This window comes from Cochleicola gelatinilyticus, from assembly GCF_001637325.1.
Classification (GTDB): domain Bacteria; phylum Bacteroidota; class Bacteroidia; order Flavobacteriales; family Flavobacteriaceae; genus Cochleicola; species Cochleicola gelatinilyticus.
In genome coordinates, this window is sequence record NZ_LRXL01000037.1 from 225,280 (window position 1) to 251,793 (window position 26,514).

Annotated in this window: 19 protein-coding genes; 3 read left to right on the top strand and 16 right to left on the bottom strand. The window is 36.2% G+C overall.

The features are described 5' to 3' along the window. Nucleotides 1-4: 4 nt before the first annotated feature. A complete protein-coding gene (locus ULVI_RS08700) occupies nt 5-1,285 on the bottom strand; it encodes a sensor histidine kinase (protein ID WP_068591853.1) in 1,281 nt (426 codons plus the stop codon). Beyond that, on the bottom strand, nt 1,282-1,956 hold the full coding sequence (locus ULVI_RS08705; RefSeq protein WP_068591854.1) for a response regulator transcription factor: 675 nt from the start codon (nt 1,954-1,956) through the stop codon (nt 1,282-1,284). The genes ULVI_RS08700 and ULVI_RS08705 overlap by 4 nt, the downstream gene beginning before the upstream one ends. Before the next feature lie 182 nt (nt 1,957-2,138). On the opposite strand from ULVI_RS08705, the gene ULVI_RS08710 reads away from it, so the two are divergent. Together ULVI_RS08710 and ULVI_RS08715 are read left to right on the top strand one after the other, a co-directional pair. Further along, nucleotides 2,139-2,756: an HD domain-containing protein gene (locus ULVI_RS08710; protein WP_068591857.1), complete on the top strand. Its 618-nt coding sequence runs from the start codon at nt 2,139-2,141 to the stop codon at nt 2,754-2,756. A 94-nt stretch (nt 2,757-2,850) separates the two neighbouring features. Then, the gene (locus ULVI_RS08715) at nt 2,851-3,294 is read left to right on the top strand and encodes a PepSY-like domain-containing protein (protein WP_068591860.1); all 444 of its coding nucleotides are present in this window, start codon (nt 2,851-2,853) and stop codon (nt 3,292-3,294) included. Nucleotides 3,295-3,606: 312 nt separating this feature from the next. Here the strand turns inward: ULVI_RS08715 and ULVI_RS08720 are convergent, their stop codons facing one another. The 3 genes from ULVI_RS08720 to ULVI_RS08730 all read right to left on the bottom strand — a co-directional run bounded on the left by ULVI_RS08720 (nt 3,607) and on the right by ULVI_RS08730 (nt 9,174). Next, on the bottom strand, nt 3,607-5,916 hold the full coding sequence (locus ULVI_RS08720) for a T9SS type A sorting domain-containing protein (RefSeq protein ID WP_068591862.1): 2,310 nt from the start codon (nt 5,914-5,916) through the stop codon (nt 3,607-3,609). A 108-nt stretch (nt 5,917-6,024) separates the two neighbouring features. Beyond that, nucleotides 6,025-7,617 carry a tetratricopeptide repeat protein gene (locus ULVI_RS08725; RefSeq protein WP_197463495.1) on the bottom strand — a complete coding sequence of 531 codons (1,593 nt, stop codon included), beginning with the start codon at nt 7,615-7,617 and terminating at the stop codon, nt 6,025-6,027. 249 nt (nt 7,618-7,866) lie between these two features. After that, entirely contained in the window at nt 7,867-9,174 is a 1,308-nt protein-coding gene (locus ULVI_RS08730) for a GIY-YIG nuclease family protein (protein WP_068591867.1), read from the bottom strand. Nucleotides 9,175-9,256: 82 nt separating this feature from the next. On the opposite strand from ULVI_RS08730, the gene ULVI_RS08735 reads away from it, so the two are divergent. Next, nucleotides 9,257-11,293, top strand: coding sequence for an ATP-dependent helicase (locus ULVI_RS08735; protein WP_068591868.1), 2,037 nt, complete (start codon nt 9,257-9,259; stop codon nt 11,291-11,293). 187 nt (nt 11,294-11,480) lie between these two features. Here the strand turns inward: ULVI_RS08735 and acs are convergent, their stop codons facing one another. From acs to ULVI_RS08790, 11 genes are all read right to left on the bottom strand, one after another. Further along, nucleotides 11,481-13,388 (bottom strand): acetate--CoA ligase, encoded by a 1,908-nt coding sequence (gene acs / locus ULVI_RS08740; protein ID WP_068591870.1) that lies wholly within the window; start codon nt 13,386-13,388, stop codon nt 11,481-11,483. Nucleotides 13,389-13,645: 257 nt separating this feature from the next. After that, nucleotides 13,646-13,870 carry a hypothetical protein gene (locus ULVI_RS08745; RefSeq protein ID WP_068591872.1) on the bottom strand — a complete coding sequence of 75 codons (225 nt, stop codon included), beginning with the start codon at nt 13,868-13,870 and terminating at the stop codon, nt 13,646-13,648. A 71-nt stretch (nt 13,871-13,941) separates the two neighbouring features. Next, nucleotides 13,942-14,307, bottom strand: coding sequence for a response regulator transcription factor (locus ULVI_RS08750; protein ID WP_068592552.1), 366 nt, complete (start codon nt 14,305-14,307; stop codon nt 13,942-13,944). Nucleotides 14,308-14,323: 16 nt separating this feature from the next. After that, on the bottom strand, nt 14,324-17,014 hold the full coding sequence (locus ULVI_RS08755) for an ATP-binding protein (RefSeq protein WP_068591874.1): 2,691 nt from the start codon (nt 17,012-17,014) through the stop codon (nt 14,324-14,326). 348 nt (nt 17,015-17,362) lie between these two features. Beyond that, nucleotides 17,363-19,069 (bottom strand): sodium:solute symporter family protein, encoded by a 1,707-nt coding sequence (locus tag ULVI_RS08760; RefSeq protein ID WP_068591877.1) that lies wholly within the window; start codon nt 19,067-19,069, stop codon nt 17,363-17,365. Between the two features lie 27 nt (nt 19,070-19,096). Further along, complete coding sequence (locus ULVI_RS08765) at nt 19,097-19,357, bottom strand: DUF4212 domain-containing protein (protein WP_068591878.1); 261 nt, start codon at nt 19,355-19,357, stop codon at nt 19,097-19,099. Nucleotides 19,358-19,368: 11 nt separating this feature from the next. After that, entirely contained in the window at nt 19,369-20,616 is a 1,248-nt protein-coding gene (locus ULVI_RS08770) for a hypothetical protein (RefSeq protein WP_068591880.1), read from the bottom strand. 107 nt (nt 20,617-20,723) lie between these two features. Beyond that, nucleotides 20,724-21,143 (bottom strand): transposase-like zinc-binding domain-containing protein, encoded by a 420-nt coding sequence (locus ULVI_RS08775; protein WP_068591882.1) that lies wholly within the window; start codon nt 21,141-21,143, stop codon nt 20,724-20,726. Nucleotides 21,144-21,337: 194 nt separating this feature from the next. Further along, complete coding sequence (locus ULVI_RS08780; RefSeq protein ID WP_068591884.1) at nt 21,338-21,931, bottom strand: TetR/AcrR family transcriptional regulator; 594 nt, start codon at nt 21,929-21,931, stop codon at nt 21,338-21,340. 7 nt (nt 21,932-21,938) lie between these two features. Then, nucleotides 21,939-23,363 (bottom strand): efflux transporter outer membrane subunit, encoded by a 1,425-nt coding sequence (locus ULVI_RS08785; protein WP_068592558.1) that lies wholly within the window; start codon nt 23,361-23,363, stop codon nt 21,939-21,941. 1 nt (nt 23,364) lies between these two features. After that, a complete protein-coding gene (locus tag ULVI_RS08790) occupies nt 23,365-26,496 on the bottom strand; it encodes an efflux RND transporter permease subunit (RefSeq protein ID WP_068591886.1) in 3,132 nt (1,043 codons plus the stop codon). Between the last annotated feature and the right edge of the window lie 18 nt (nt 26,497-26,514).

Consider the following 26,514-nt stretch of genomic DNA (forward strand, 5'->3'; position numbering starts at 1 on the left):
AACTTTAACTGTTGAGGGGTAACGCTATATTAAATGTATGAAAATCTTTAAAATTATAGCCTAGTTCTAAAGAGTATTTATCGGCGACAGCTTTTGCGATGGCAAGACCTAAACCTGTAGATTTTTTTAAATTTCCAGTTTTCTTGAAACGACTAAATAATGTTGTTTTATCCAATTCATTAGTGATACCGTAATTGCTAATTTGCCAACTATTTTTTTGCAGTGTAATAAGAATTTCCTCTTTTTTCTTTCCGTGGATCAGCGCATTTTTTATTAGGTTAGTTAATAAAATAATAGCGAGGTCTTCATTCATATTTAGTTTGAATGTTCCTTCAGAAATAAATTTTATTTCCATTTGTTTGTGATGAGCAAGATCTTCAAAATCGGAGATAATTCTTTTGGTAAGTGCCGCAAAATCTACCAATGCTTCTTCTTCAAATTGCTGATTTTCTATTTTTGAAAGCAATAATAGTGATTTGTTCATTCGGGTTAATTTCCCAAGATTGTCCAGTACGGTAGCAAGATCTTTCGATTGCTTTTCATTTAGTGTATTATTTTCTAAAAACAGCTCCAATTTGTTAATGCTAATAGCTAGTGGCGTTTGTAGTTCGTGGGATGCATTTTCAATAAATTGTTTTTGTGCTACATAACTCCCTGTAGATTTTTTTATAAGCTTGTCTACCGTTGTATTTAATAAATTAAATTCTTCAATAGTAGTGTCTGGAATTGCAATGGTTGTATTTTTTTCAATTTTAAAATCTCTTAGTTGTGCGATAAGGTTGTAGAAAGGTTTCCATATTTTTTTAAGTAATAAATTATTCAGTAATAAAATGCTTGAAATAAGTATAATGTAGAGCCCAATAAGGTATACGGCAAGATCTTGAACTAAATCATCCTCTTCAACCATAGAGGTAATGATTTTTAGTTTATAATGATCATCACCATATGCTACCGCACTTTCATAGATTCGAACTGGTTCAAAGTCCTTTTCGTTTAGCATAAACATAGAGGTGTCTCGGTAACTCTCTTTAAAGTTGAGGTATGTTTTTCTTGAAATAGGGGTAAAATTATATACGTGTTTTTTAAATTCTGGATCATCTTGAGAAAGAATGGTTGGGTCTTCGGCAGCCCGTTCGACCATAAGAAGTTTTTGATTTTCTAGTCCGTCGTCTAAACTATCATAAATTTCATCCAGCATAGCGTAATAAAACAATACTGCCCAAGAAGTGATGAGCAATAGAAGTACCAATGCTAAATATTTAGAAGTGTAATTAAGTAGCTTCATGAATCTATTTCTAGCTTGTAACCAACGCCGTATACAGCTTCTACTTGTATAGTTGCTTTTTCTAATTTTTTACGCAGGTTCTTTATTTGCGAATAGATAAAATCGAAACTATCTGCTTGATCTATATGGTCTCCCCAAACGTGTTCTGCAAGAGCTGCCTTAGTAACTAGTCGTGTTTTATTGGTTATAAGATACATGAGAATGTCATATTCCTTTCGATTTAAAATTACTTCTTCGCCTTCGATTAAGACGTTTCTGCTTTCGGGATCTATAGTTACATTTCCTGCTTCAACCAGTTTATTTCCTTCAAAATTTCGGCGTCTCACTACAGCTTTTACACGTGCATGCAATTCAGCCATATGGAATGGTTTAGGCAAATAGTCGTCTGCACCTAAGTCTAATCCTGTTAAACGATCATCTAGCGAATCTTTTGCAGAAACTATAATCACCCCATCTTCTTTACCTTGTTTTTTTAAATTCTGAAGCAATTCTAATCCGTTGCCATCGGGTAGACCAATATCCAATAAGATGCAGTCGTATTCATACAGACCAATTTTATCATTAGCATCTTTAAAGCTTGATACGGCTTCTACGGTATAATGTTCACGTACTAAACTCTGGCGCATATTATCCAGCATTTGGGGTTCGTCCTCTACAATTAAGATTTTCATTTCAGTTGCAATTTCTACAACAATATAACGGAAATCTATAAAGAATTGGGAACGATTCTAAAATCTCTAGTATTCAGCATTCAAGTTTTTAAAAAAAGTCTAATACCATAGAAAAGACAGATTACCAATTTATTACAGAATTCTATAGTTTATTTACTATTGGGAAAATTAAGACCGCTGCCATGATACGTAAAAAACTACTAAAAAAAGTTAGGGAATATTGTTCAATTGTAATGAATGAGGGTAGATGTAGTACGTTGCCTTTTCATAATTGGGAGCATACGCTCGACGTTGTACACTATGCTAAACATATTGCCCAAGGTGAAGGATTGAGTGAAGCAAGTATTTTTGAACTTACTATAGCAGCATATTTTCACGACCTTGGTAATGAGCAAGGTGCTGCGGGACATGAAGCGTTAAGTTGTAAGTATGCTTATAATTTTTTAAAAAAAGAGGGGTGTAATATGGAACAAATTAATGCAGTTATAAAACTTATTAAGGCTACTGAAATATCGAAAAAACCAACCACTGTTGAAGAACAAGTTTTATGTGATGCAGACCTTATTCATTTAGGAACTGAAAATTTTAGTACTAAAAATGCGAAGCTGCGAAAAGAATGGGCAACATTTGGCGATGCTCGCTACACCGATGATGAATGGTTAGCTAAAAATATTACCTTTTTAAAAGAACATTCATTTTACACTACGTATGCTAAAGAAAAATTTTCACCTCAGAAAATTAAAAATCTAAACATGTTAAAGGTACAAGCAGACCAAAAAAGGAGAGCTCTGGCCGAATAATTTTTTGGAAAGTATTAACCTTTTAAGACCCTAGATTCCCAATTTCTTACAGCTTTGGCTCATTACTTTGTAGCATAATTAAAAAATAAACGACATGAAAAATTTAAAATTTAAAATCGCGGCATTAGCCTTATTTGGAGTTGTTGCAGTACAAGCACAGGATTTAACAATGCAGGAAGTTCCTGCCAATTTAAATGAAAGTTTTCAGAAAGCATATCCTCAAGCTACCGATGTAGAATGGGAGAAAGAAGGAACCACATATAAGGTGGAATTCGACGCTAACCGAATGGAGCATGAAATCTGGTATTCTGAAAATGGAAATATAGTTAAAACGGAAAAAGAACTTGCCATCGCCGATTTACCGGCAGCAGTAACTACCGCTTTAAAAACGAACTACTCGAAACATAAAATCGATGAAGTAGAAATGACCGAAGAAAACGGTAAGAAAATCTACGAAGTTGAGCTTGAGAAAATGTTTAGTAAAGACATAGAGTTATTTATGTTAGACGATGGTAGCATTGTAGAAGAAAGAATGTAATCTCAACTTAATATTTAAAAGTTGTCGGGCTAGGAGCGGAGCTAAGTTGCTCATGTATTCTAGCTAGACATTACTTCCCTTTTAAGTAAGGTCCTCGTTGTCGATTAGATGACGGGGATTTTTGGTTTAAAGCATTTGTTAATAGGTTGCTGCAGCTAACTTTTGTTTTAAGATTATTTCTGTTTTACTTAAAATGATATGCTATAAACGTTCTCGACTCTTAATATATTCACTAGTAGTAATTAGTATAAAAAAATATAGCTCCGTGGTACTTCCACAGAGCTATGTTTCTACATAAATAATTGTGAGGAATTAGTGAACCAATAATTTTTTGAAATATGTTTTATTTGAATCTGTGGTAACCCGAACAACATATATGCCTTGTGCCAATTCGGAAATGTTTAAAGTATTAATGGATCTCAACTCCATAACTTTTTCACCAGTTACAGAAAAGAGTGTTACCGTATGTATCGATTCGTTTTTTAGTTGAATTGAAACTTGATCTGAAGCAGGATTAGGATACATTATAAAGGAAGCTTCAGTATTGGTAAAATCTTCATTGTTTAGTGTGGTCAAGTCTATCGTATATTCTACTAGACCTACATCATAAGATCCTATATAGGCTCTTACTGAGGTTTCATCAAAATAGAATTCTGTGTTGTTGGCAGCAATACCTAACAACTCAGTATTCGTTAATGTATCCCAGTTTTCACCACCATCGGTCGAATAATGTAAAGCGTATTCTGAAAATTGCGAACTATAGGTTGCGGCTGCCATAGCTCCTTCCGTTTCAGTAGAAAAGGCAACTGTATATACTAACGAGGTTGTTTTTCGCTCCCAATTTTCTCCTCCATCTTCAGAAATAAATATTCCTTTTGAAGAGGCCAATGCATAGTTAGAACTATTCAAGGGGTCGCGTTGTATATCGAAAATAAGATCGTTTGCAGTTAAAACTTCAAGACCAGTACTGCTGTTTGTCCAAGTCGCTCCTTCATCTTCCGAAGTATAAACACTGATTCCAATTGGAAGTACAATCTTTCCAGATCCATCAATTGAGATAGCATTAATTATATCTAATTCTGGTAAAACCAAATCTGTGATTACTATATTATTGACATCAGAAAAATCGATATGTTGTAGCTTGGTTTCACTTGGCTGAAACCCTGCAAAAGCGGTTAGTATTTTATCTGGTGATTCTGGAAACGAAGCTACAGCTGTGAAAAAATTCGTAAAGATATTCTCTAACTGTATCTTAGTCGCACCATGATCGTTACTAAGCATTAAATTAGATCCTAAAAAACTAGATGTGAACGTGTACACACGACCTGCAGTTTGTTTATCAGCATATTGCGTTTGCCCAGGGTTATTAGAGAAAATGTTTAAAGGAACAATATCGTAAGGGGTGTCGACACCAGTGGAAACATCCCGATGTACAAATCCGAATTGAACCCCGTAATATAAGTGCGTTTCTGTTTCATTTCTGAAAAGATCCATTGTTCCGGTACTTACAAAATACGGACTTTTTAACCATGAAAGTGTAACACCACCGTCGCTTGAAACTAAAGGAATATAATTAGCACTTATTAGAATTTCTTCTGAATTTTGAGGATTGTACGAAGCATTTAGTCCATAATAATAACTTTCAGGATTTTCATCAGGATAGACTATGTTTTGCCAGGTGGTACCTCCGTCTTCAGAAATTGCAATTTCATTTTCTTCTAGAACGATAAGTTGTGAAGGATTTGCCTCATTGTATGTTATAACATTAATGCTATTTAAAATTCCTTCGGTCCATGAAATATCAGCCGTACTAAATGTACTTCCTCCATCTTCAGAAACGTATAAATTTTCTTCTGTAGCCCCAAAGCTAATTCCTGTTCCAACCCAAAAATGTTGGGCATCTTCGGGGTTAAATGTGATTGGGTCTAGAATAATACCTTCTAAAGTTTCGGTCCAAGTTTGCCCAGCATCATTCGAAATAAATAGACCACCATCTACATCGGTGCTTCCATTACCACGAGATAAATAAAGTGTATTGGGGTCGGCAGGATTAATAGCAACATCGTTTATAAAGACAGTGTCGTAATTGTTGGTGTAATAAATTTCATTCCACTGGTCACCTCCATTAGCGGTATAATACGTTTTTCCTTCGGTACTCACGCCTTGTGGAAAGTTAGTATCTAGCAAAAGTACATCTGTAGATCCTTCATAAAAGCGATAGGATGTAGGGTAAGCAAAACTGCTCTGATTTGGCAGAGGGAAGTTTTTAATGATAGTTTCACTCTGTATGTCATAAATCATAATAGCACTATTTGTAGAGCCTGGGGCATACGCGGCAAAGCTAAGTCCTGTTGCGTCTGGAGTAAGACGAAGATCTCTTATGGAAGCTCCCTGCCCCACTAATAAGCTATACAATAGGTCCCAACTTGTACCATTGTCTTCAGAGACTACGATGTGATTTCCTAGTGTTACAGCGTATATTTTATTTGGAACCGTGGTGTCGTAGGTTAGATCAAATATTCTTCCAAAATCATCAGATCCGGTTGTTTCGAATTGAGATAATGCTTTTTGTGTTCCTAATAGACTTAGTATTAAAACTAAGAGGGTAGTTGTTTTTATCATGGTGCGTTTAGTTTTTTGCTTTTTCAATATTCAAAATATTTATTGACAAAAAATTATTTGTTCAGATAATTACTGAGACATTATCAAGAAAAAACGTGACATCAGTAGCTATATGCTTGAAATATAGTTGTATAAGGAAGTGCCGTCTTTTAAGTTTATCTTGCTGCTAATTCGCTCTTTTCGTTTGCGAGTCGCTTCTGGAGTTATGTTAAAAAGGGACGATATTTCCTTTAATGTAAGATTCATATACATATAACTTAAAAACCGAATATCGTTGGAGGTAAGTTGGGGATGTTTTTCTTTTAAGTTAGACAAGAATCCATGGTTTACTTCTTCAAAATGAGTAAAGAAATTTTCCCATTCAGAATCATTTTTTAGCAAACTTCTAAGCTCCTTGATTTTTGAGGATATTAAAGCATTTCTAGTAATTTCTGTTTGTCCAGAAAGACTCTGTATAATATCTTTTACCAATTCGTTTCTGGTAGACAACTGCAATGCTTTGGCAGCTAGTTTTCGGTTTCTTGTTTCTAGTTCATTTTTAAGGCGCTCCTGTTCCAACAAACTCATCGCTTCCTTTGCGTGTAATTGTTTTTCTAATAAAAGATTGTCACTTTCTTTTTTCTGAAGTTCTAATGCAATAATCTCTTGTTTGCGTTTATGTAGAACCTTACGTTGTTTGTTTTTTATATAGCTGTTTCGAAGTGCCCAAGTAATGAGAAGAATAACAAGTAATAATACAGCTAATACACTATAAAACGTATTGCGTTCTTTTTTCTGAAGCTGTTGATTTTCTTGAAGCTGTCTACGGAAATTAGCGATTTCAAATTTTACTTTATTCGCTTCAAATAACCTCCCATTTTTCATTTTCTGAAGGGAATCTATAAGTGCTATTACAGAATCTTTGGCAATGAGAGCCTGCATGGGTAGGCCATTATCTTTGTAAATTTCGGCAAGTTGATTAAATACTGAAATCCTATTTGCGGGATTCACTGCACTCTCCAAAGCTTGTTGTGCATAAGAAGTCGAAGCCTCATAATTTTTAGCTAATTTTTCGATATTTGAAAGAAGAATAAGTAATGCTATTCTCTCTTCAGAAAAAGAAACCGATTGTATTTTTGGCAAAACTTCTAATGCCTTGCTCTTAGCTTGTGTATACTTTTCTTTCTGAAAATAATTCTCAGCCATTGCAATTTCAGCTAAGAGATAAATATTGGGGTGATCGGTTAATAGAGGCAATGCCTGCTCTAAATATGTGAATGCAAGATCTGGTTTCTTCAACTCGTTCGCAACAATACCTAAGTTCACAGAATAGAGTCCGATCTTTAGGTTGTCATTGGCTTCTTTTGCTAAGGTGTATGCCTTTTCAAAATATTCGGTCGCTTTTTCAGAATCTCCTTCTTTAGAATATAAAATGGCAATATTGTTTAAAACAATCATTTCTTCATTCTCATCCAGCCTTTTTATCGCAATAGTATAAGCTTCTAGATAATTATCGAGTGCTTCGCCGTAATCAAGCATCGAATAGTAATAAGCACCAATATTATTAATAGCGAGAAATTCCTGTTTATACCATTGTTGTTCTTCGGCAATAGCGCGAGCTTTGGTGAGATATTCTAAGGATTCGGTAAACTGCTTCTGCTCCCGCGCCAATACGGCTTTTAATAAAAGACTATCCACTTGCGATGGCGTTTGAGCAAACATGCAAATGGAGGTGAAAAATAATAAACTAAGAGTACGTAGCATGTACGGTAAATATACAGTGCGGAATTAATTTTACGATACATCCCGGTAAAATTTTTAATGATTTGAATTAGGGATGGTTTTTAAATGTAATCCATCTCAATAAACTGTGAAGGAGACTTTATTTTAAAATTTATATAAAAGGAATGTATCCATATAGGGCATAACGACTCGCCATTGGTTATGAACCTGCAAATAGTGTTATATTATTTATTGAATTACTAAAATATTTTCCTTCTTAATTCTCTTCTTTAATTGATCGATAATACGGGCTGTTTCGTAATTGTTCTCTTGGTGAATCATGTTGCTAAGAATGTCATTATAATTTGAAATATTCTCAGACTTGTCTATATATCCATACCCTTCATAGATATCATTTGCTACAAAGACAAAAGCATCTTCACTCGCGTCACGACCTTTCAATTTGTATATTTTTTTTGTTTTTTTTCTTCGGAAAGTATCTAAGGCTGTTTGAAACCGAGCGTTGTAATCTTTAATAGGTTCTCCACCAGAACAAACACATTCGTTATGGTCTTTAGTAACATTACTACAGGGACCCTTAACTCGTTCCAGATTACAATGTTTTTTACATAACTTATATTCTATGCAGAATTCCCTTAATGAATGTACCACCGATTTTCTATTAAAATACCGTTCGGGCAAGCTGTCTACAAACGCTTTTCGTGTAATATTAATTTTAGAAATACCCGACGCCGTTGTACCTTGAGTAATAATAAAGGGGGCAGAATTATTTATTTGTTGAGAATTATAAGGAGGTTTTGTCTTTTTAATATGTTCTGTTTCGACCAATTGCGCAATGCTATCATTTCCAGTATAGACAACATTTATATAATGCACATTCGAATAGTTAATATTGGTTTGTTGGTATGTAGCAGAGAAATGACTCTGTAAACGTTTTCGAATGTTTTTGGCTTTTCCTACATATACGATTGTGTCATCTTTGTCACGAAAAAAGTAGACTCCAGGCGTTGTATTGTATTGAGACAGATCGAAACGATGTGTTTTTTCTTTGCTTGAAATGTGACCTTCGATTTTTGTTATTTTATTTGCTACGGAAACAACCATAACATCCAAGAACTTTTTTGCAAATTCGAGACTAGTCGGATGAAATTCTTTAGAAATTGAACGAATTTGCTGGTCTAAATCTGTTTCCCGTTTCACGTTATGCCATAGAATTTTCGGACGAACATTAAAATTATATCCAATCGTTCTAAACTGGGATTTTAAAAGGTTAAACTGTTCTTTCTCAGAAAAAACCAACGTTCTATTTTGAAATAATTCAATCAATTCATCAGCGCTATCACAAAATGGAGTAGCGGATAATATAGCTAATCTGTCAAGTTGGTTTTGTACATAAAGCTTAGAGGGAATAGAGCTTTCGGGTCTAATGTTAAAAACAGCATACGAGTGTTCTGCTTCTTGAAATTTTAATACCAACCGAAACGGTATTTTTTGCGTTTTTCTTAAGGTGATTGTTTGAAGATAAATGAATACCATAACCGCAAAAATAGGAATTATTCCCGATATTGGAATTATTCCAAATTAGTTTTTTATTGATATCTTTACAAAAAAAGAGCTATTGAAAAATCATATTTTAAACGCACAACAAAAAAAAGCTGTAGAGTTTGACGGAAAACACGTATTAGTGCTTGCTGGAGCAGGGACAGGTAAGACACGGTGTATCGTAGGTAGAGCCGCCTTTTTGATAGACCAAGGGATGGAACCCGAAAAAATACAGATCCTTACCTTTACCAAACGTGCAGCAAACGAAATAGTAGAACGTGTAAAAGCATCTTTGACCGACAATCAGGCGCAAAGTCTTAATGGCTCAACCTTTCATTCGTGGTGTAACCAATTAATTGTACGCTATCCAAATCTATTCGGCGCCTCTGGATATACCGTTATCGATCCCGATGATCAGCTGAGTGTCATGAAAATGGTATGTGGTGATCAACTCGTTGAGTATAAAGGAATACGTATTAAACCACAGCAATTGCTTGACATTTATTCCTATGGTAGAAACACACGTAAAAATCTTTCTAACTCCATTCGAGAAAAGATTTTTAAAGGAAAAACCGACGAGGAAACTAATGATGAGATTGATATTATACGCCCAAAAGTTGAAGTGCTTTTAAGAGCCTATCAAACAAAAAAGAGTGAGGGGAGATATATAGACTATGATGACCTTCTTCTTATTGTCGCCAATAGATTGAGAAACGATGCTGAAGCAAGAAGAATACTCTCTCATCAAGTTAAGCACCTATTAATAGATGAGTTTCAAGACACCAATCCCCTTCAATGGTATCTGCTTGAGCCTTTTTTAGAGATTGCCAAATTCTATTGTGTAGGTGACGATGCTCAATCTATTTACTCGTTTAGAGGTGCTGATTATAAAAATGTCCATTTGTTTAAAGAGCGGGTTCCTGAATCTGAGATTTTAATTTTGAATAACAATTACAGATCAACTCAAGAGATTTTAGATCTTTCAAACTGGTTGATAGAAACATCTCCTTTGGAATATAAGAAAAAATTAGTGGCGACTAGAGGAAGTGGTACTAAACCTAAGCTAATAAATATTGCTAGCCAATGGGAGGAAGCGAATTTTATAGCGGAGAATATTCTTGAGAATTTTACTGAAAACAATAAAAATTTTATCGACCATTTGATTCTTTCCAGATCTACCTATTACACCAAACCGCTTCAGGCAGTTTTTATTCAGAAAAAAATACCTTATGTCACCTATGGCGGAAGAAAATTTATGGAGGCAGCTCACATTAAAGATATTGTCTCTGCGTTGCGCGTGGTGAATAATATATATGATGAGATAGGATGGATGCGTTTTTTAACATTTTGGGACGGTATTGGGGAGATAAAAGCAGGGAAGTATATTTCAAAAATTCTCGAATTTAAAGATCCGCTCGATTGTGCTCAAAATTTAGAGGATGCTATAGGGGGGACTGAAGGGGAAAAGATAGCCGATATTTATAATAGTATTTTTATGAATTCCGGAAATGTAAAAAAAGCAATTCAAGAGACCTATTCAAAAATGGAACTTCAGCTCGCCTTTAAATACAGGAAAGATTGGGAAGAAAAGAGAAAATCGGATGTTCCTGTCCTAGAGATGCTCGGAGAGAATTATGCCACCATCGGACAATTAATTTCTGAAGGAATTTTGGAAAATGCAAAGCAGTTAAACGGAAACCCCGTACTTGAAGGCTCTCAGTTAAATGATAGTGAGATCAAGGACCATGTTATTATATCTACGGTACATTCTGCTAAAGGGTTAGAGGCTGATGTATGTTATGTATTAAATGTTTCGCCCAAAGTATATCCAAGTGCTTGGAATCTAAGTAGCGATGAAAATATAGAGGAAGACAGGAGGGTACTTTATGTTGCACTTACAAGAGCGAAAAATGAATTGTATATCACGCGCGATACCAATTCGATTACTACGGTTAATTCTTCCGAAACTTCAGAAGTAACTTCCAAATATTTTCTAGAAAATTTACCCGAAAATCTTACAGAACAATTTGTAAATCCATACACGATCGTAAAACCCAGAGATATTTTAACTCCCAACAAAATTGACCTCTCGGAAGGAATGGATTTTTCATAAATAGCAAACTACTATACCCTTACAGAAAAGTAACAGACGCTCTTTTTAAAAGCATAGAAAGTAGAATAATTTAAAATAAGATTTTTTGTTCAGCATTAAAAAAGCCGACACACAATTTGCGGTCGGCTTTTTAGTATTTATGAGATGATAATTTTAATATGCTTTAAATGCATAAAACTTAATTTGTTCACAACGCATTATCGATAATATCCTGAACACATTCCGGATTTAACAAGGTGCTGGTGTCTCCCAAATTGCTGGTGTCTTTTCCTGCTATCTTCCGAAGAATACGACGCATAATTTTTCCAGATCGGGTTTTCGGAAGTCCGTTGGTAAACTGAATCTTATCCAGTTTGGCAATGGGTCCTATCTGCTCGGTAATTATTTGATTGATTTCCTTTCTCAAATTATCATGCTTTCTACTTTCTCCTGTTTCCTTCAAAATAACATATCCATACAATGCATTTCCTTTTACATCGTGCGGAAAACCTACGATAGCACTTTCTGCTACTGCGGGATGTTCATTCACGGCATCTTCAATAGGTGCGGTTCCAAGATTATGTCCCGATACTATAATAACATCATCCACGCGACCAGTGATTCGATAATATCCAACTTCATCTCTGAGAGCACCATCCCCCGAGAAGTACATGTTTTCATACGCCGAAAAATATGTGTCTTTATAGCGTTGGTGATTTCCCCAGATGGTTCGTGCCATCCCAGGCCATGGAAACTTTATACATAAACGGCCATCTGCTTGATTGCCTTTAATTTCTTGAGCATTCTCATCCATGAGGGCAGGTTGAATGCCAATAAACGGTAAGGTTGCGTAGGTGGGTTTGGTTGGTGTAGCGTAGGGGATGGGGGTAATCATAATACCACCCGTTTCAGTCTGCCACCACGTATCTACAATAGGGGCATTCTTTTTTCCAATATTATCATCGTACCAGTGCCACGCTTCTTCGTTTATAGGTTCGCCTACCGTTCCTAATACTTTTAAAGAAGAGAGGTCGTGTTGTTCTACATGTTCAACTCCTTCTTTTGCTAAAGCCCTAATGGCGGTAGGTGCGGTATAAAACTGAGTGACTTTGTGTTTTTCAACAATATCCCAGAAGCGTCCATAATCGGGGTAACTTGGAACTCCTTCGAACATAACAGTGGTAGCTCCATTTGCTAAAGGACCATACACGATATAACTATGTCCTGTGATCCAGCCAATATCGGCAGTACACCAGTACACATCGTTTTCTCTATACTGAAACACATTTTTAAAAGTATAGGCGGTATAGATCATATATCCCGCAATAGTGTGTACCATTCCTTTTGGGGTTCCCGTAGAGCCAGAAGTATATAGTATAAACAAAGGATCTTCTGCATCCATTACAGTTGCCGTGCCTTCTTCTGAAGCCTCATCGAGCAGGGGCTGTAACCATTGGTCGCGGCCATCTTTCATATTAATTTCAGATTGAATGCGCTTCGCTACTAACACGGTCTTTACGCCCGGACAGTCTTCTAGAGCATCGTCCACAATTTTCTTAAGATCAATGGTTTTAGCACCTCGATATGATCCATCTGATGTGATCACTACTTTACAATCGGAATCGTTAATTCGGGTAGCCAGTGCATTTGCTGAAAATCCGGCAAAAACCACCGAGTGTATCGCACCAATTCGAGCGCAGGCTAATAACGAAACGGCTAATTCGGGAATCATTGGTAAATAAATGCATACTCGATCTCCTTTTTCCACGCCTTGCGATTTTAAAACATTCGCAAATTTGTTTACGCGTTGATACAATTGAGTATACGTGATATGTTGTGTATCTTCCTTGGGATCGTTTGGTTCAAATAAAATGGCTGTTTTATCTCCTCGTGTTGCGAGGTGTCTGTCCAGACAATTCTCTGTAATGTTTAACTTTGCACCTTCAAACCATTTAACTTCTGGTTTTTTAAAATCCCAGCTTAATACGGTGTCCCATTTTTTTCGCCAGAGAAAATGTTCTTCGGCGATCTCTTCCCAGAAATTCTCTGGATTGCGAACCGATTTTCTATAGACTTGGAAATATTCTTCTAAGTGTTTTATGTGGTAATTGCTCATTGTAAAAGTGTTTTTTGTTATAAATCCCAATATTTTGGACTTGATAAATTAATTTGATGTTTATTTAAATCGCTGCATCATTTATATGTTACTGAAATATAAGTACGTAGTGATGGCTCGTTTTTCATAACCCTTACTGTTTGTTCGCTGCATTTTGAAATAATTGTTTTTGAAGCTTGAATCCATGCTATTTTTGGACTGAAACTGCATAGGTATTTCTGAATCTGCGAGACTTTTAAAATAGAAAGAAGGGTAGTTCATGGTTTCGGGGTTTTACTTTTAAACAGCCCGAACCAATTGGGATTTAGTATTTTTAATTTGATGAGAACCCAAGGCATTACCACTAAGCATAGCCCAATTACAAGAGAAAGTAACGGACTTACACCTATTTCATTTTCATATTTTATTCTGAAAAATAAAGTTACTACCACATAGACACTAATTAGAATGTCTGAAGCTTTTGGATTTAGTTGTAAATTCATGTCTTAGTTTTTAATTAAACATTGTTTGTTTGCACACAAAACCAACATTTAAAAGACTTGTAAGACAAATTTCAAGTCAGAAGTTCCATGATTTCTGAAACTAATTTTTTTACTGAAAAAGGTTTCGTTACATATTTATCTGCTCCAAGCTTTAAACCCTTTTCAATATCTGAAGCTTTGTTTTTCGCGGTTAAGAAAACTACTTTACTAGCTTCTAGACCGGATGTATTATTAATATGTTTAAGCGTTTGGTATCCATCTACATTTGGCATCATGATATCGAGTAATACAATATCTGGAGTTTGTTCTTTTAAGATCTCTAATGCTTCGCTACCATCCCTCGCTATAAAAACCTCAAAATCTTGTTTCTTAAAGGCATATTCCAACGACATTACGATGTTGGGCTCGTCATCAACAATTAAAATTTTGTGTTTCATAGAATCAATCCACAAGTTAATTAAATGGTAAGGTAAAAACAAGTTTTGCTCCTTTTTTTCTAGCCTTATCCGCCCATATTTTTCCGTTGTGTTTTTCAATAATTTGTTTGGTGATCGCCAGTCCTAATCCGCTGCCTTCTGGTTTAATGGTATTTTGATGTTGTGACTGATAGAATTTATCAAAAATATAGTCGATATCTTCAGGAGGAATTCCTTTCCCATTATCACTTACTGAAATCTCAAGCACAGTACTTCCTAGCTTATAATCGATCTCGATAGTTCCCGTTTCCGGTTCACAAAATTTTATAGCATTTGAAAGCAAATTGTACAGCACTTGAAGAATTCTATCTTCATCGTACTTGATTTTAAAACGATGCACATTTTTTACGTTGATTTGAATTCCTTTTTTAGCAGCAATATGCTGGGTACTTGCCACTGCTTTTTTAATGGTTTGCTGAATGTCAAGTTGTGATATGGTTAAATTTAAGCGTCCAGTTTCAAGCTTTTCAAAATCCAGAATATTATTTATAAGTCGTCCCAAGCGATCAGAATCTTGAAGAATGTTGGTTAGAAACTGGTTTTTAATATCGTTTGGCATGTCATCGTCATCGTCCATGAGTAATTCGGTGGCAGCGCGAATTCCAGTAATGGGAGTTTTTAATTCGTGTGCTACGGTATCTAAAAAGTCATCTTTTTGCTTGTCTTTGGTGATAAGTTCATCATTCGCATCTTTTAATTTTGAAGTGAGCTGTGATAATTCTTCAGATTTTTCAATTAAAACTTTGTTGCTCACAATGGTCTCTTTCGATTCCTCTAAGATTTTCAGTACTTCGACAAGACTTATTTGCTCCTCTTTAACAACACTTGCAATCAGTATTTTAGCGGAAGCACTTCCAATACTACCAGTGAGTAATTTTTCAGAAAAATTAATTAATCGGGCATCTGCCAGTTGTGTGTCTGGGGATAATTTATATTTAGTAAAGAAAATTTTTAGCGCTCGGTTTGCCCGGTATTCTCCTAAAAATCGAATAAGTACATTTTTAATGTCTGCAACATAGGCTTCTCCTTTCCACACTAATGCACTGTCTTGAAGGGTTGTAAAGTTTTTACTATCCACGAACATTTCAGCATAATTTCGTTCTCTGTAATTTCCTTTCGAAGTGAGTGAAAAGGTTAAGTAGCACAGCCCATTAATAGACATACTCCAAAAAAAGGCGTGCATGGGAGGACTTAAAAAATCGATTCCGAAGAGGGCGTATGGTTTTAGTGATGAGATATTAAACAAGCCATATTGCACAAAATCATCTGTGCCAGTGTAGGCTTTTAATATAAATGGTACTACTAAGGTGTAAATCGTAACAGCAAGTCCCGCAACCATTCCTATTATTGCTGCTTTCGAAGAACCTCTGTTCCAGTATAAACCAATAAAAAAAGAAGGAGCCAGCTGTGAAATAATAACAAACGAAATTAATCCGATGGAGTAGAGGGATAGTTCTTTAGAAAAGGATACATAGAAGAAATATGCGGCAATAATGATGGTGAAAATGGAAATTCGACGAATGGTCTTTATATATTTTGAATTGCGTTCCGGCAAATTTTTAATAAACTTATCTAAAAACCCATAAGGTATAATCAAGTTATTACTTACCATCGTAGATAATGCTAAGGTAGAAACCACAACCATTGAAATTACTGCTGAAAATCCACCGAGAAATACCAGAGTTGCTAAAAATGAATTTCCATTTTTTAAGGGCAATAAAAGCGTGTAATACTCAGCATTTACTGAAGCATCAAATGTGAGTTTTCCTGCCCAAGCGATAAAAATTACAAATACATTAAAGAGAAGTAAATACAACGGAAACAACCAAATAGCTTTCTTTAGATGTTTCTCTCTGTTATTTTCTAATACTGAAACTTGAAATTGTCTAGGCAGTAGAAAAATAGCTATAAATGAGAGAGCAGTAGTAAAAAACCAATTAAAACCTCCTTCCAGCCCATTCACTGTGGTGAGTTCTTTAAAGTTCGCTGAGGTTGAAATCTGATTGTAAATATCGGTGGTTCCATCGAAAAGGTAGAAGGTGATATAAACTCCTATAATTAAGAAAAACAATAGTTTTAAAACCGATTCGAAGGCGACTGTAGCAATAATCCCTTTATGTTTTTCGGAAGCATCTGTATTTTGAGTTCCGAAGAACGTAGCGAAAACAGCAAGTAACAACGCAACATAAAAGGTAGAATCGTCTATGACATAAGTGGAAGTATAGCTGGTTTCATCGGCCATAATTTCGAAAGTTTCAGAAACCGCCTTCAGTTGTAACGAAATGTAAGGTAATGTTCCGAAGAGACAAATTAGGGTGACCAATGCACCTAAAAAACGGTGGTTTCCGTAGCGAAGAGAAATAAAATCTGCTATGGAAGAAATTTTATGTTGTTTCGATATTCTAATAATTTTCCGAAGTAAGACAATCCATAAAGGCGCTGCAATTACAGGACCCAAGTAAATAGTAAGAAAGTTAATCCCCGAATTAGCCGCGATACCAATGCTTCCGTAGTAGGTCCATGCCGAACAATAGACCGCTAAAGAGAGGGTGTATACATACGGATTGTTCACCCATTTGCTCTGTCGTTTTTTTTCAGCAAAAAAAGCTATGTAAAATAACACCGAGAGGTACACGACAATGATAACGATTAAGGCGTAATTACTCATAATGTCTCTTTAGAACAATGAATGAAATTACAACAGACAGAAGCCACACCGAAAAAATAAAAAAGTAAAAAATGGGGATGCCGAACAAATGACCGGTACCATTAAAAATTAGGAGAAATGGAATGTTTAAGACCACAAACAAAGCGATAGAAAGCACGATTAGTTTTTGTTCATGACGTTTTTTCATTTAGAATATATTAAGTGCTTGTTTTGGTTTGTGAAAAGTAGTGTAAAAATATCAATTTTATAAAGTAGTAAAAATCAGCACTGCAAAAACTGCACTGCTGATTTCGTACTAACAATTTGAAAAACTGCTGTTATTTCTGAAAAATATTATGAAATAACAATTTAATGTCCAGTAGCTTCCCCCGCGCCTGAAGGAATTCTAATATTTTCTACTATATCTTGGACATGTTCTGGTGGTTCAGGTGTCATTCTTGAAACCACAACTGAAATAACAAAGTTTACTACCATTGCGATCGTTCCGAAACCTTCTGGAGAGATGCCAAACCACCAGTCGTCTTTTAATCCGGCGACAGCGTCTTTTCCTCCATCAAAAAGCCCAAATTTAAATTTTAGCATATAGAATAACATTAAAGTCAACCCTACGATCATCCCTGCAATGGCCCCTTCTTTATTCATCCGCTTATCGAATATTCCCAACACAATGGCAGGGAAGAAGGAGGCGGCTGCGAGACCAAACGCCAGGGCGACGACGGCTGCTACAAATCCCGGTGGGTTTATCCCGAAGTAACCTGCAATAACCACGGCTACTGCAGCACTTAAACGTGCAGCTATAAGTTCTCCTTTTTCGGAAATATTTGGCTTTATAATTTTTTTGAATAAATCGTGAGAAATAGAAGATGCGATTACTAATAATAATCCGGCTGCGGTCGATAATGCTGCGGCTAATCCACCAGCACCTACTAAAGCAACGACCCAATTAGGTAATTCTGCTATTTCTGGATTTGCCAATACCATAATATCTCGGTCTATTGTTAATTCGTTGGTGGCGCTATCTTCAACATAGGTAACAATACCGTCATTGTTTTTATCTTCGAATTGTAGAAGCCCGGTTTTTTCCCAATTTGATACCCATTCTGGTAGATCTGCATATTTTTCATTGCTCACTGTTTCTATAAGATTTACTCTTGCAAACACTGCCACAGCTGGGACTGTTGTATATAAAATGGCAATAAATAATAACGCCCATCCTGCCGACTTACGAGCATCTTTTACTCTTGGAACCGTAAAGAAGCGAACTATTACATGCGGCAATCCTGCTGTTCCCGCCATAAGCGCAAGAGTAATTGCAAAAACATCCATTGTAGATTTACTTCCGGAGGTGTATTCACTAAAGCCGAGTTCTTGTTGCAGTCCGTCTAGTTTATCTAATAGATATACACCATCCTCTCCTACACCACCAAACCCTAATTGCGGAATTGGATTTCCTGTCATTTGTATTGAGATGAAAATAGCAGGTACCATAAAGGCAAAAATAAGGACACAATATTGTGCTACTTGCGTGTATGTAATTCCTTTCATTCCTCCCAATACAGCATAGAAAAGAACGATCGCCATTCCAATGTACACTCCGGTGTTAATATCTACTTCGAGATAGCGGGAGAATACAATTCCTACTCCTCTCATTTGACCAGCTACGTAAGTAAACGATACAATTAAAGCTGCTATTACAGCGACAATACGTGCAAAATTTGAGTAATACCGGTCGCCGATAAAATCGGGTACAGTAAACTTCCCAAATTTTCTAAGGTAGGGAGCAAGTAACAATGCTAAAAGCACGTACCCTCCGGTCCATCCCATTAAGTATACCGATCCGTCATACCCTCCAAAGGATACAATTCCAGCTAATGAAATAAACGATGCGGCAGACATCCAATCTGCTGCAGTAGCCATACCATTCATAATGGGGGGAACCCCACCACCTGCTACATAAAATTCTTTTGATGATCCTGCTCTGGCCCATATTGCAATTCCTATATAAAGTGCAAAAGTGACCCCAACGAGTATCCAAGTCCAAGCTAATATTCCCATAATATGTTTTGTTTTGTTTGGTTAGTTTTATTCGTCTACTCCATATTTCTTATCCAGTTTATTCATCAGCCTTATGTAGACGAATATGAGGATAACAAAGACATAGATTGATCCTTGTTGTGCAAACCAGAAACCTAGTTTAAATCCACCCATTTTTATGGTATTTAACTGGTCTACGAGTAAAATTCCGAAGACATAGGAAACCAGAAACCAAATGGATAATAAAATGGCTAAGTACTTTAGATTTTCTTTCCAGTACGCCGTTGCGTTTTTTTGTTTTTCAGTCATAATTGATTGTTTTATAGATAAATCATAGCTTGAAGTGATATGATGCTGGAGTCTACTTCTCCAAATGATTGATTATTATATTCTAAGGTTAGTTTTGAATTATGACCACTTAAATACGCATTTACGCCGATACCCAGCGTGTTCCTGTTGTCGCTTACCGCGTCGTAGCTATGAGTACCATAACTTACATACGGTTGAAATCTGGTTTTACTAAGGTCTCCTTTAAAAACATACCCCACATGTCCATACAACATACTTCCAGTTCCATAGGCACTAAATAGATAGTCTTTTCCATAATCGCTGGATTGAAATACAGCATAAGCCGTTAAGGCACTCCCGTCATCTCCTAGTGGGGTGTCATAAAAAGCATCTACTGCAAAAATGGACACATCTTCACCTTCCAATACTGGGGCAATCTCAGAACCGGTGTCTATAACAGCACCTTTAGGATGTAAAAAAAACCCTGCTCCTACATTAAAAACCTTTTTACCACCCAGATACGTTCCTACTTTATATGGTAAAAAATTTGATTCTTGGTCTAAAAAGTTATAATCGAAATAACCTGCATAGGTTTTTCCGGCGTCCTTAGACCCTAAAGTGGCACGGCCATTATAAACAGCATCTCCGCCAGGAGTGGCCACGCGACCATCCAACGAAGAAACAGCAGCATCATTAATGGCTACTCTATATTGAAGTTTATCGAAGCTTCCTTTAGCAAAAACACCAAGATGACGTGCAAATTGATCTGATAATCCAATCGTAGCCCATGATTGACGGTTGTTATCGAGAGTCATCATGTTTAGTGTACTCTGGCTGTTTAACCTTGAAATTCCATTAAAATAATGCAATCCGCCACCTACTGTGTGGTTTGTAGCCACATTGTACTGTGCCCAAACATCATGAAAGAAAATCTGAGAACCGTCTCCTTTACCCGTAGGACTCAATTGTGAACTATTTAAACTGTTAAGTCCGAAATGAGTAAGGATCATAAAATCCTTATTAATTTGAGCAAACATTAAAATACGGGCACGTCTTAAATTGAAATTTAAAGCGCTGTTTTCGTTCCCATTTGCATCGAAGGTGTCATCGGTATTGTAGTTAGCTTGTACTTGTGCCCAGGAAATAATTCGAAGGTATTTTGAACCATCCTCATTAAATTTAACTTTTAAACCACCAGAATAATCGGGAGATCCTTGGGCATGCATAAATTGAAAGGACAAAACAAAAAGTCCGATCATTATAAGAGTTTGTTTTCTCATTGTTTAAGAGGTTAGTTAGTGAGTAATTGGTCTTGTGTGCACTGCTAAGCTCTATAAAACAATTTGTTAATTAAAAATTAATATAGTTATTTGTTAATTAACTATACTTAATCTTTGAAACGCTCCCATTTTATAAGCATAAATTTGTCACCTAATTCTGTGACTACAACTCCAGCACCATGTAGATTTTCGGTGTTTTGAAAATATGCTCCTAGTTCTTTGGAGTTTAATATTTTATAAGTAGGGTGATAGTTCGCGTTGTAAGGTCGCTTTATATTGTATTTCTTTACCCAGTTCATAATACTAACATGAGAAATTCCAAGGATGCGTTCTATCTCTCGATACGTGAGCCCTTCTAAATAAAGCTGAAGTGATTTGTTGACATAATAGTCATCAATCTTTTTTCCGATCTTGTTAACTGTAAAGAAATAATTGCAGCTCTTGCATTTATATCGCTGGCGATTATTAACAATTCCGCTTTTAATATGCTTGGTTGATCCACAATTAGGGCAAAGCTCGATTTTCATATATAGTATTTTAGCACAAATATATCAATTTAGCAAAATATTATTTAACGAAAAGCTCTCTTTTCTGAAATTTCTATAACATGTTCGCCCCACAAAAGCTTTGAAGTCTAATACAGGAACAGTTTTTTATTATGTAGTAGTTGATCTAAAGATGGGGTTTCTTCGGAAATAAGATTTATTGTAAGTGATGCTATCTAGTTGAAGTAGGGATTTTGATATTCGGGGATGGTGATTCCTCTTAAATTGAAGATAATAAAATGGTTTAAAAGATCAGTTTGGTGATATTTTTCAATCAAGTTACTATTTTTAAAAGCAATCTCTTCGAAACGTTTAAAATAGAGATCACAAAAAAGCTGCACATTTACCTTTGGAAGTAAAATTCCTTGTTCTTGTGCTTTTTGAAGTAAACCAAAAATGATTTCATTAACGAATTCGTTTCTAAAATCATCGAATATTAAATTGGCTTTGGGATAGTATTTCTGAAGCCCAAAAATAAAAGAGGGTTTGTAATACTGAAGGTGTTCGAACGCTTTTTTATAAAAGATGATAATATTGGTAATGGGATCGACCTCCTCCGATTTGATATTGTCTTTCATATCACTTTTATAGGCTTCAATTAAATACTGAACACATGCTATAACCAATGCCTCTTTACTTCCGAAGCATTTATAAATTGTTTTTTTTGAAATACCCAACGAACTCGCCAACTCATCCATGCTATAGCGTTTGCTGCCGAACTGGGTAAAATTAGCGACCGAATATTCTATTAATTCTTCTTTACTAATCATTGTTTATTTATTGCCATCCACCACCTAAGGCTTCGTATAAATCGATAATGCTGATTAACTGCTGAAATTTATTATCTATACTATTTAACTCTGCATTTAAGGCACTTTCACGAGCTGTTAGAAGGTCTAGATAAGTGGCATATCCATTTTTCAGTAATTCTTCAGAATTGTTTTCAGCATTTCTAAGTGCGCTTACTTCGTTGCTACGAAATTCGAATTTTTCGGTTTCTGCTTTATAATCGTATAATGCGTTAGAAACTTCATTTCCAGCAATTAGTAGCGTTTTTTTGAAATTTAAAAATGCCTGTTCTTGTTCCGCTAAAGCGACCTCATGTTGTGTTTTTATAGCACGTCTATTAAAAATTGGTTGCGCTAACCCACCTAGAAGATTAGCAAATAGGGAATTTGTATTTAATAATTCATCTAATTCTAAACTTTGAAATCCTGTGGAAGCTGTAAACGTAAGTGACGGATAAAAACTACTTCGAGCTACATTGGTAAATTCGAAGGCTTGTATTAGTGCATATTCTGAAGCGATTACATCTGGGCGATTTGCTAAAAGAGTTGCCGGAACACCAAGTTTTAAATCGGATTCTAAGGTCTGATTTTCTAATTCATTTCTACGTATTAGAGCACCAGGCTTTCCTAGAAGCAAATTTAATGCGTTTTCAGTTTTAAAAATTGCAGTTTCAAGATCAACTGCAAGTGCTCTTGCATTGTTATATTGTGCAATGTTTTGGTCTACTGCAACTTGTGTGACTTGTCCTGCATCCTTTAAAGCACGAATGGTAAAGACACTACTATCCCGTGCAATAATTGTTTTATTTGTTATTTCTAATTGAGCATCTAGTGCAAGCAACTGATAATACGTGGCAGCAATGTTGGCTACCAAGGCAGTTTTAACGGCTTTATGCGCTGCAACCGATTGTAAATATCTCGCTTCTGTTGCTCGTTTGTTACTTCGTATTTTACCCCAGATATCTGCTTCCCAAGATAATGATCCAGAAAGTTCAAATTGATCGATATGGTCGGTACCTAAACCTCTTAAAATTGCACCTTGTTGTCCGTTTTCAGACAAGTATGATCGGGAGGCGGATGCATTTGCCGAAATTGTTGGGAGGTATCCTGCTTTCCCTTGTTTTAAGTAGGCTTCAGCGGCAGCCATTTGTTGAAGAGCGACGCGTATATCTAAATTGTTTTGAAGCCCCTCGTTGATATACTGTTGTAGATAGGTGTCTGAAAATAAATCTTTCCATGATACCATTGCCATCGAAATACTATCGGTAGGCAAATTATCTGTTCTGTACAGGTTTTCAGTTTCAGAAATTTCGGGTCGTGTGTATTCTTTAGCTACAAAGCAACTTTGCAATAAAAAAAGCATGATAACGCCAAATCCAGTTCTATATAAATAAGGTTGTTTGATCATTTTCATTTTACAATTCGTTAGTTTCATCAATTCTTTTACTGGAGACTTTTTCCTGTAACCATTGGAAAAAGATGAATAATATTGGGATTACAAAAACCCCGAGAATAGTTCCAATTAACATTCCACCCGCTGCCCCCGTACCAATAGATCGGTTACCTTCCGCACCTACACCCGAGGCGAGTACCAATGGCATAAGCCCTAGTATAAAAGCAAATGAGGTCATTAAAATTGGACGTAATCTAGCTTTGGCACCATGTATAGCAGCATCTACTAGTCCTTCACCGTTTCTTCTTCGTTGTAAGGCAAACTCTACAATTAAGATGGCGTTCTTAGCCAATAACCCTACCAACATGACCAATGCTATCTGGAAATAAATGTTGTTTTGTAGTCCGAACAGTTTTGTCGAAATAAAGGCGCCAAAAATTCCTACTGGCAAGGAAAGCAATACCGAGAAGGGTAATAAATAGCTTTCATACTGGGCAGCCAATAAGAAGAATACAAACACTACACAAAGAATAAAAATAGTAGTTGTTTGATTCCCTGCGTTAACTTCTTCTCGTGAAAGTCCCGAGTATGCTACTTCTAGATTGGAAGGTAATTTGGAGGCTTCTTCATTAACCACCGCAATGGCATCCCCAGAACTAAAACCAGGATTGGAAGCTCCGGTAATTTTTGCTGAGTTATATAGATTAAATCGAGTGACCGATTGCGGTCCATATACACGTTTTAGGGACACAAATTGAGTAATAGGTGCCATTTCACCACTTCCTGTTCTAATAAACAATCCATTTAGTGAATTTTCATCGGTACGATCTTCTGGTAGCGACTGAACATACACTCGATATTGTTTACCAAATCGAGCAAAATCTGCTGCGTAAACCCCTCCAATATAACCTTGAAGGGTAGAAAAAATACTGCTTACTGAAACACCTAATTTCTTTGCGACTGGAACATTAATGTCTAATTCAAATTGAGGATACTTAGTGTTAAAAGCAGTTTGCCCATATTGAATTTCAGGATGTTGCATTAAATTTCCAATAAACTCTTGTGATGATGCATCTAATTCCCTAACATCACCACCCGATTTGTCTAAAAGATTCACTTCGAACCCAGAGGATAATCCGAACCCTGGAATGCTTGGAGGGGCAAAAAATAAAACTCTTGCTTCAGGTATTCCGGCTGCCATTCCAAATAGCTTTCCAGTAATAGCAGCTAATGATTGATCGTCGTCTTCCCGTTCACTCCAATCTTTCAGTTTAATAAAACCAAATCCGTAATTACTACCCCCACCGTTGATAAGACTTCGGCCGTTTACAACAGTAACAGCTTCCACACCCTCGATCTGAGAAGCATTTTTATAGACAATATCTGTAATTTCTCTAGTTTTATCCATCGTAGAGCCTGGCGCCAATTGTACATCTAAAAATAATATTCCACGATCTTCATCGGGTACAAAACCGGTAGGAGTTGTCGTTGCCGACCACCAGATTCCAACCCCAGCGAGAATTAGTATAATAACTGTAATTGCTTTGTTTTTATATAAAAAACGCAACGACCGTCCATATCGCTCGGTAGTGGCATGAAACCCACTGTTAAAAGCACTATAAAACCGTTGTAGAAAATTCTTCTTCTTATGTTCTTCGTCATGCGATTTTAAGAATAAAGCACATAGCGCCGGACTTAAGGTTAGGGCATTTAAGGCGGAAATTAAAATCGCCACAATTAATGTCACCCCGAATTGTTCATAAAATACGCCGGTAGGACCTTGAACAAAAGTTACCGGAACAAATACAGCAGCCATTACCAACGTTATAGAAATAATAGCTCCCGATATTTCATGCATCGCATCGAGGGTTGCTTTTTTTACGTTTTTCTCTCCTTCATCTATTTTAGCGTGCACAGCTTCAACTACTACAATGGCATCATCGACTACAATACCAATGGCGAGAACTAATGCGAATAAGGTGAGTAGGTTGATGGAGTATCCAAATAAATTTAGAAAAAAGAAAGTTCCCACAATAGATACTGGAACAGCAATCGCTGGGATTAGAGTCGATCTAAAATCCTGTAAGAAAATAAAGACTACTATAAACACGAGAATAAATGCTTCAATAAGGGTGTGAGTCACTTTTTCGATAGAGGCATCTAGAAATTCATTCGTATCGAAAGGAATTACTACTTTCATTCCCTTTGGGAAATCTTGTTCTAGGCGATCTAATTCAGATTTTATAGTTTCGATAATTTCCTGTGCATTCGAACCAGCGGTTTGAAAGATCCCCATATTCACACTTGGATAGCCATTGGTGGTCCCGCTGGAAGCATACGATTGTGCATCGAGTTCGATCCCTGCCACATCTTTAAGTCGGAGATATTCACCATTTTCTAACGCTTTAATAATGATGTTACTGTATTGTTCTTCGGTTTTAAATCGCCCACTATAGGTGATCGAATATGAGAATGTTTCTCCAGCATTTTCTCCTAAAGAACCTGCTGAGGCTTCTAAACTTTGCTCCCGTAAAGCTGCTGTAATATCTGAAGGATTAAGTCCGTACGCTGCTAATTTTTCTGGTTTTAACCAAATACGCATCGCATAATCCTGTTGTGAAAATACGTTCACATTTCCCACACCATTTACACGCTGTATAGACGGAATTACATTAATCTTTAGATAATTTTGAATGTACGTCGCATCGAAATCTTCGTTTTCAGAATAGAACGACATAAACATTAAAGCAGAGGTTTGTTGCTTTTGGGTAAGAACACCAGATTGCACCACTTCTTGGGGTAATAAAGGGTTTGCTCTTGCAACTCGATTTTGTACGTTTACAGCTGCAATGTCGGGGTTTGTGTCTTGATCGAAATACACAGTAATTTGCGCTGATCCAGTATTGGAGGCGGTAGATGTTATATAAGTCATTCCTTCGACACCATTTATTTGCTCTTCAATAGGAATGATGACACTCTCCATTATAGTTTCTGCACTAGCACCAGCATAATTAGCTGTTACCGTAATCGTAGGAGGTGCAATATCGGGATATTGTTCTATGGGCAACGTGGTTAATCCCAGAACCCCTAGAATCACAATAATGATCGATATTACTGTCGATAGAACAGGTCTTTCTATAAATGTTTTTAACATACCGTAGGTGCTTTAGAT

Excerpts from the sequence above, each read along its gene's own strand:
- ULVI_RS08765 (WP_068591878.1), bottom strand. The coding sequence starts at position 19,357 with ATGACTGAAAAACAAAAAAACGCAACGGCGTACTGGAAAGAAAATCTA.
- ULVI_RS08780 (WP_068591884.1), bottom strand. The coding sequence starts at position 21,931 with ATGATTAGTAAAGAAGAATTAATAGAATATTCGGTCGCTAATTTTACC.
- ULVI_RS08715 (WP_068591860.1), top strand. The coding sequence starts at position 2,851 with ATGAAAAATTTAAAATTTAAAATCGCGGCATTAGCCTTATTTGGAGTT.
- ULVI_RS08775 (WP_068591882.1), bottom strand. The coding sequence starts at position 21,143 with ATGAAAATCGAGCTTTGCCCTAATTGTGGATCAACCAAGCATATTAAA.
- ULVI_RS08730 (WP_068591867.1), bottom strand. The coding sequence starts at position 9,174 with ATGGTATTCATTTATCTTCAAACAATCACCTTAAGAAAAACGCAAAAA.
- ULVI_RS08770 (WP_068591880.1), bottom strand. The coding sequence starts at position 20,616 with ATGAGAAAACAAACTCTTATAATGATCGGACTTTTTGTTTTGTCCTTT.
- ULVI_RS08700 (WP_068591853.1), bottom strand. The coding sequence starts at position 1,285 with ATGAAGCTACTTAATTACACTTCTAAATATTTAGCATTGGTACTTCTA.
- ULVI_RS08750 (WP_068592552.1), bottom strand. The coding sequence starts at position 14,307 with ATGAAACACAAAATTTTAATTGTTGATGACGAGCCCAACATCGTAATG.
- ULVI_RS08790 (WP_068591886.1), bottom strand. The coding sequence starts at position 26,496 with ATGTTAAAAACATTTATAGAAAGACCTGTTCTATCGACAGTAATATCG.
- ULVI_RS08705 (WP_068591854.1), bottom strand. The coding sequence starts at position 1,956 with ATGAAAATCTTAATTGTAGAGGACGAACCCCAAATGCTGGATAATATG.
- acs (WP_068591870.1), bottom strand. The coding sequence starts at position 13,388 with ATGAGCAATTACCACATAAAACACTTAGAAGAATATTTCCAAGTCTAT.
- ULVI_RS08725 (WP_197463495.1), bottom strand. The coding sequence starts at position 7,617 with ATGTTTGCTCAAACGCCATCGCAAGTGGATAGTCTTTTATTAAAAGCC.
- ULVI_RS08755 (WP_068591874.1), bottom strand. The coding sequence starts at position 17,014 with ATGAGTAATTACGCCTTAATCGTTATCATTGTCGTGTACCTCTCGGTG.
- ULVI_RS08785 (WP_068592558.1), bottom strand. The coding sequence starts at position 23,363 with ATGAAAATGATCAAACAACCTTATTTATATAGAACTGGATTTGGCGTT.
- ULVI_RS08720 (WP_068591862.1), bottom strand. The coding sequence starts at position 5,916 with ATGATAAAAACAACTACCCTCTTAGTTTTAATACTAAGTCTATTAGGA.
- ULVI_RS08760 (WP_068591877.1), bottom strand. The coding sequence starts at position 19,069 with ATGGGAATATTAGCTTGGACTTGGATACTCGTTGGGGTCACTTTTGCA.
- ULVI_RS08710 (WP_068591857.1), top strand. The coding sequence starts at position 2,139 with ATGATACGTAAAAAACTACTAAAAAAAGTTAGGGAATATTGTTCAATT.
- ULVI_RS08745 (WP_068591872.1), bottom strand. The coding sequence starts at position 13,870 with ATGAATTTACAACTAAATCCAAAAGCTTCAGACATTCTAATTAGTGTC.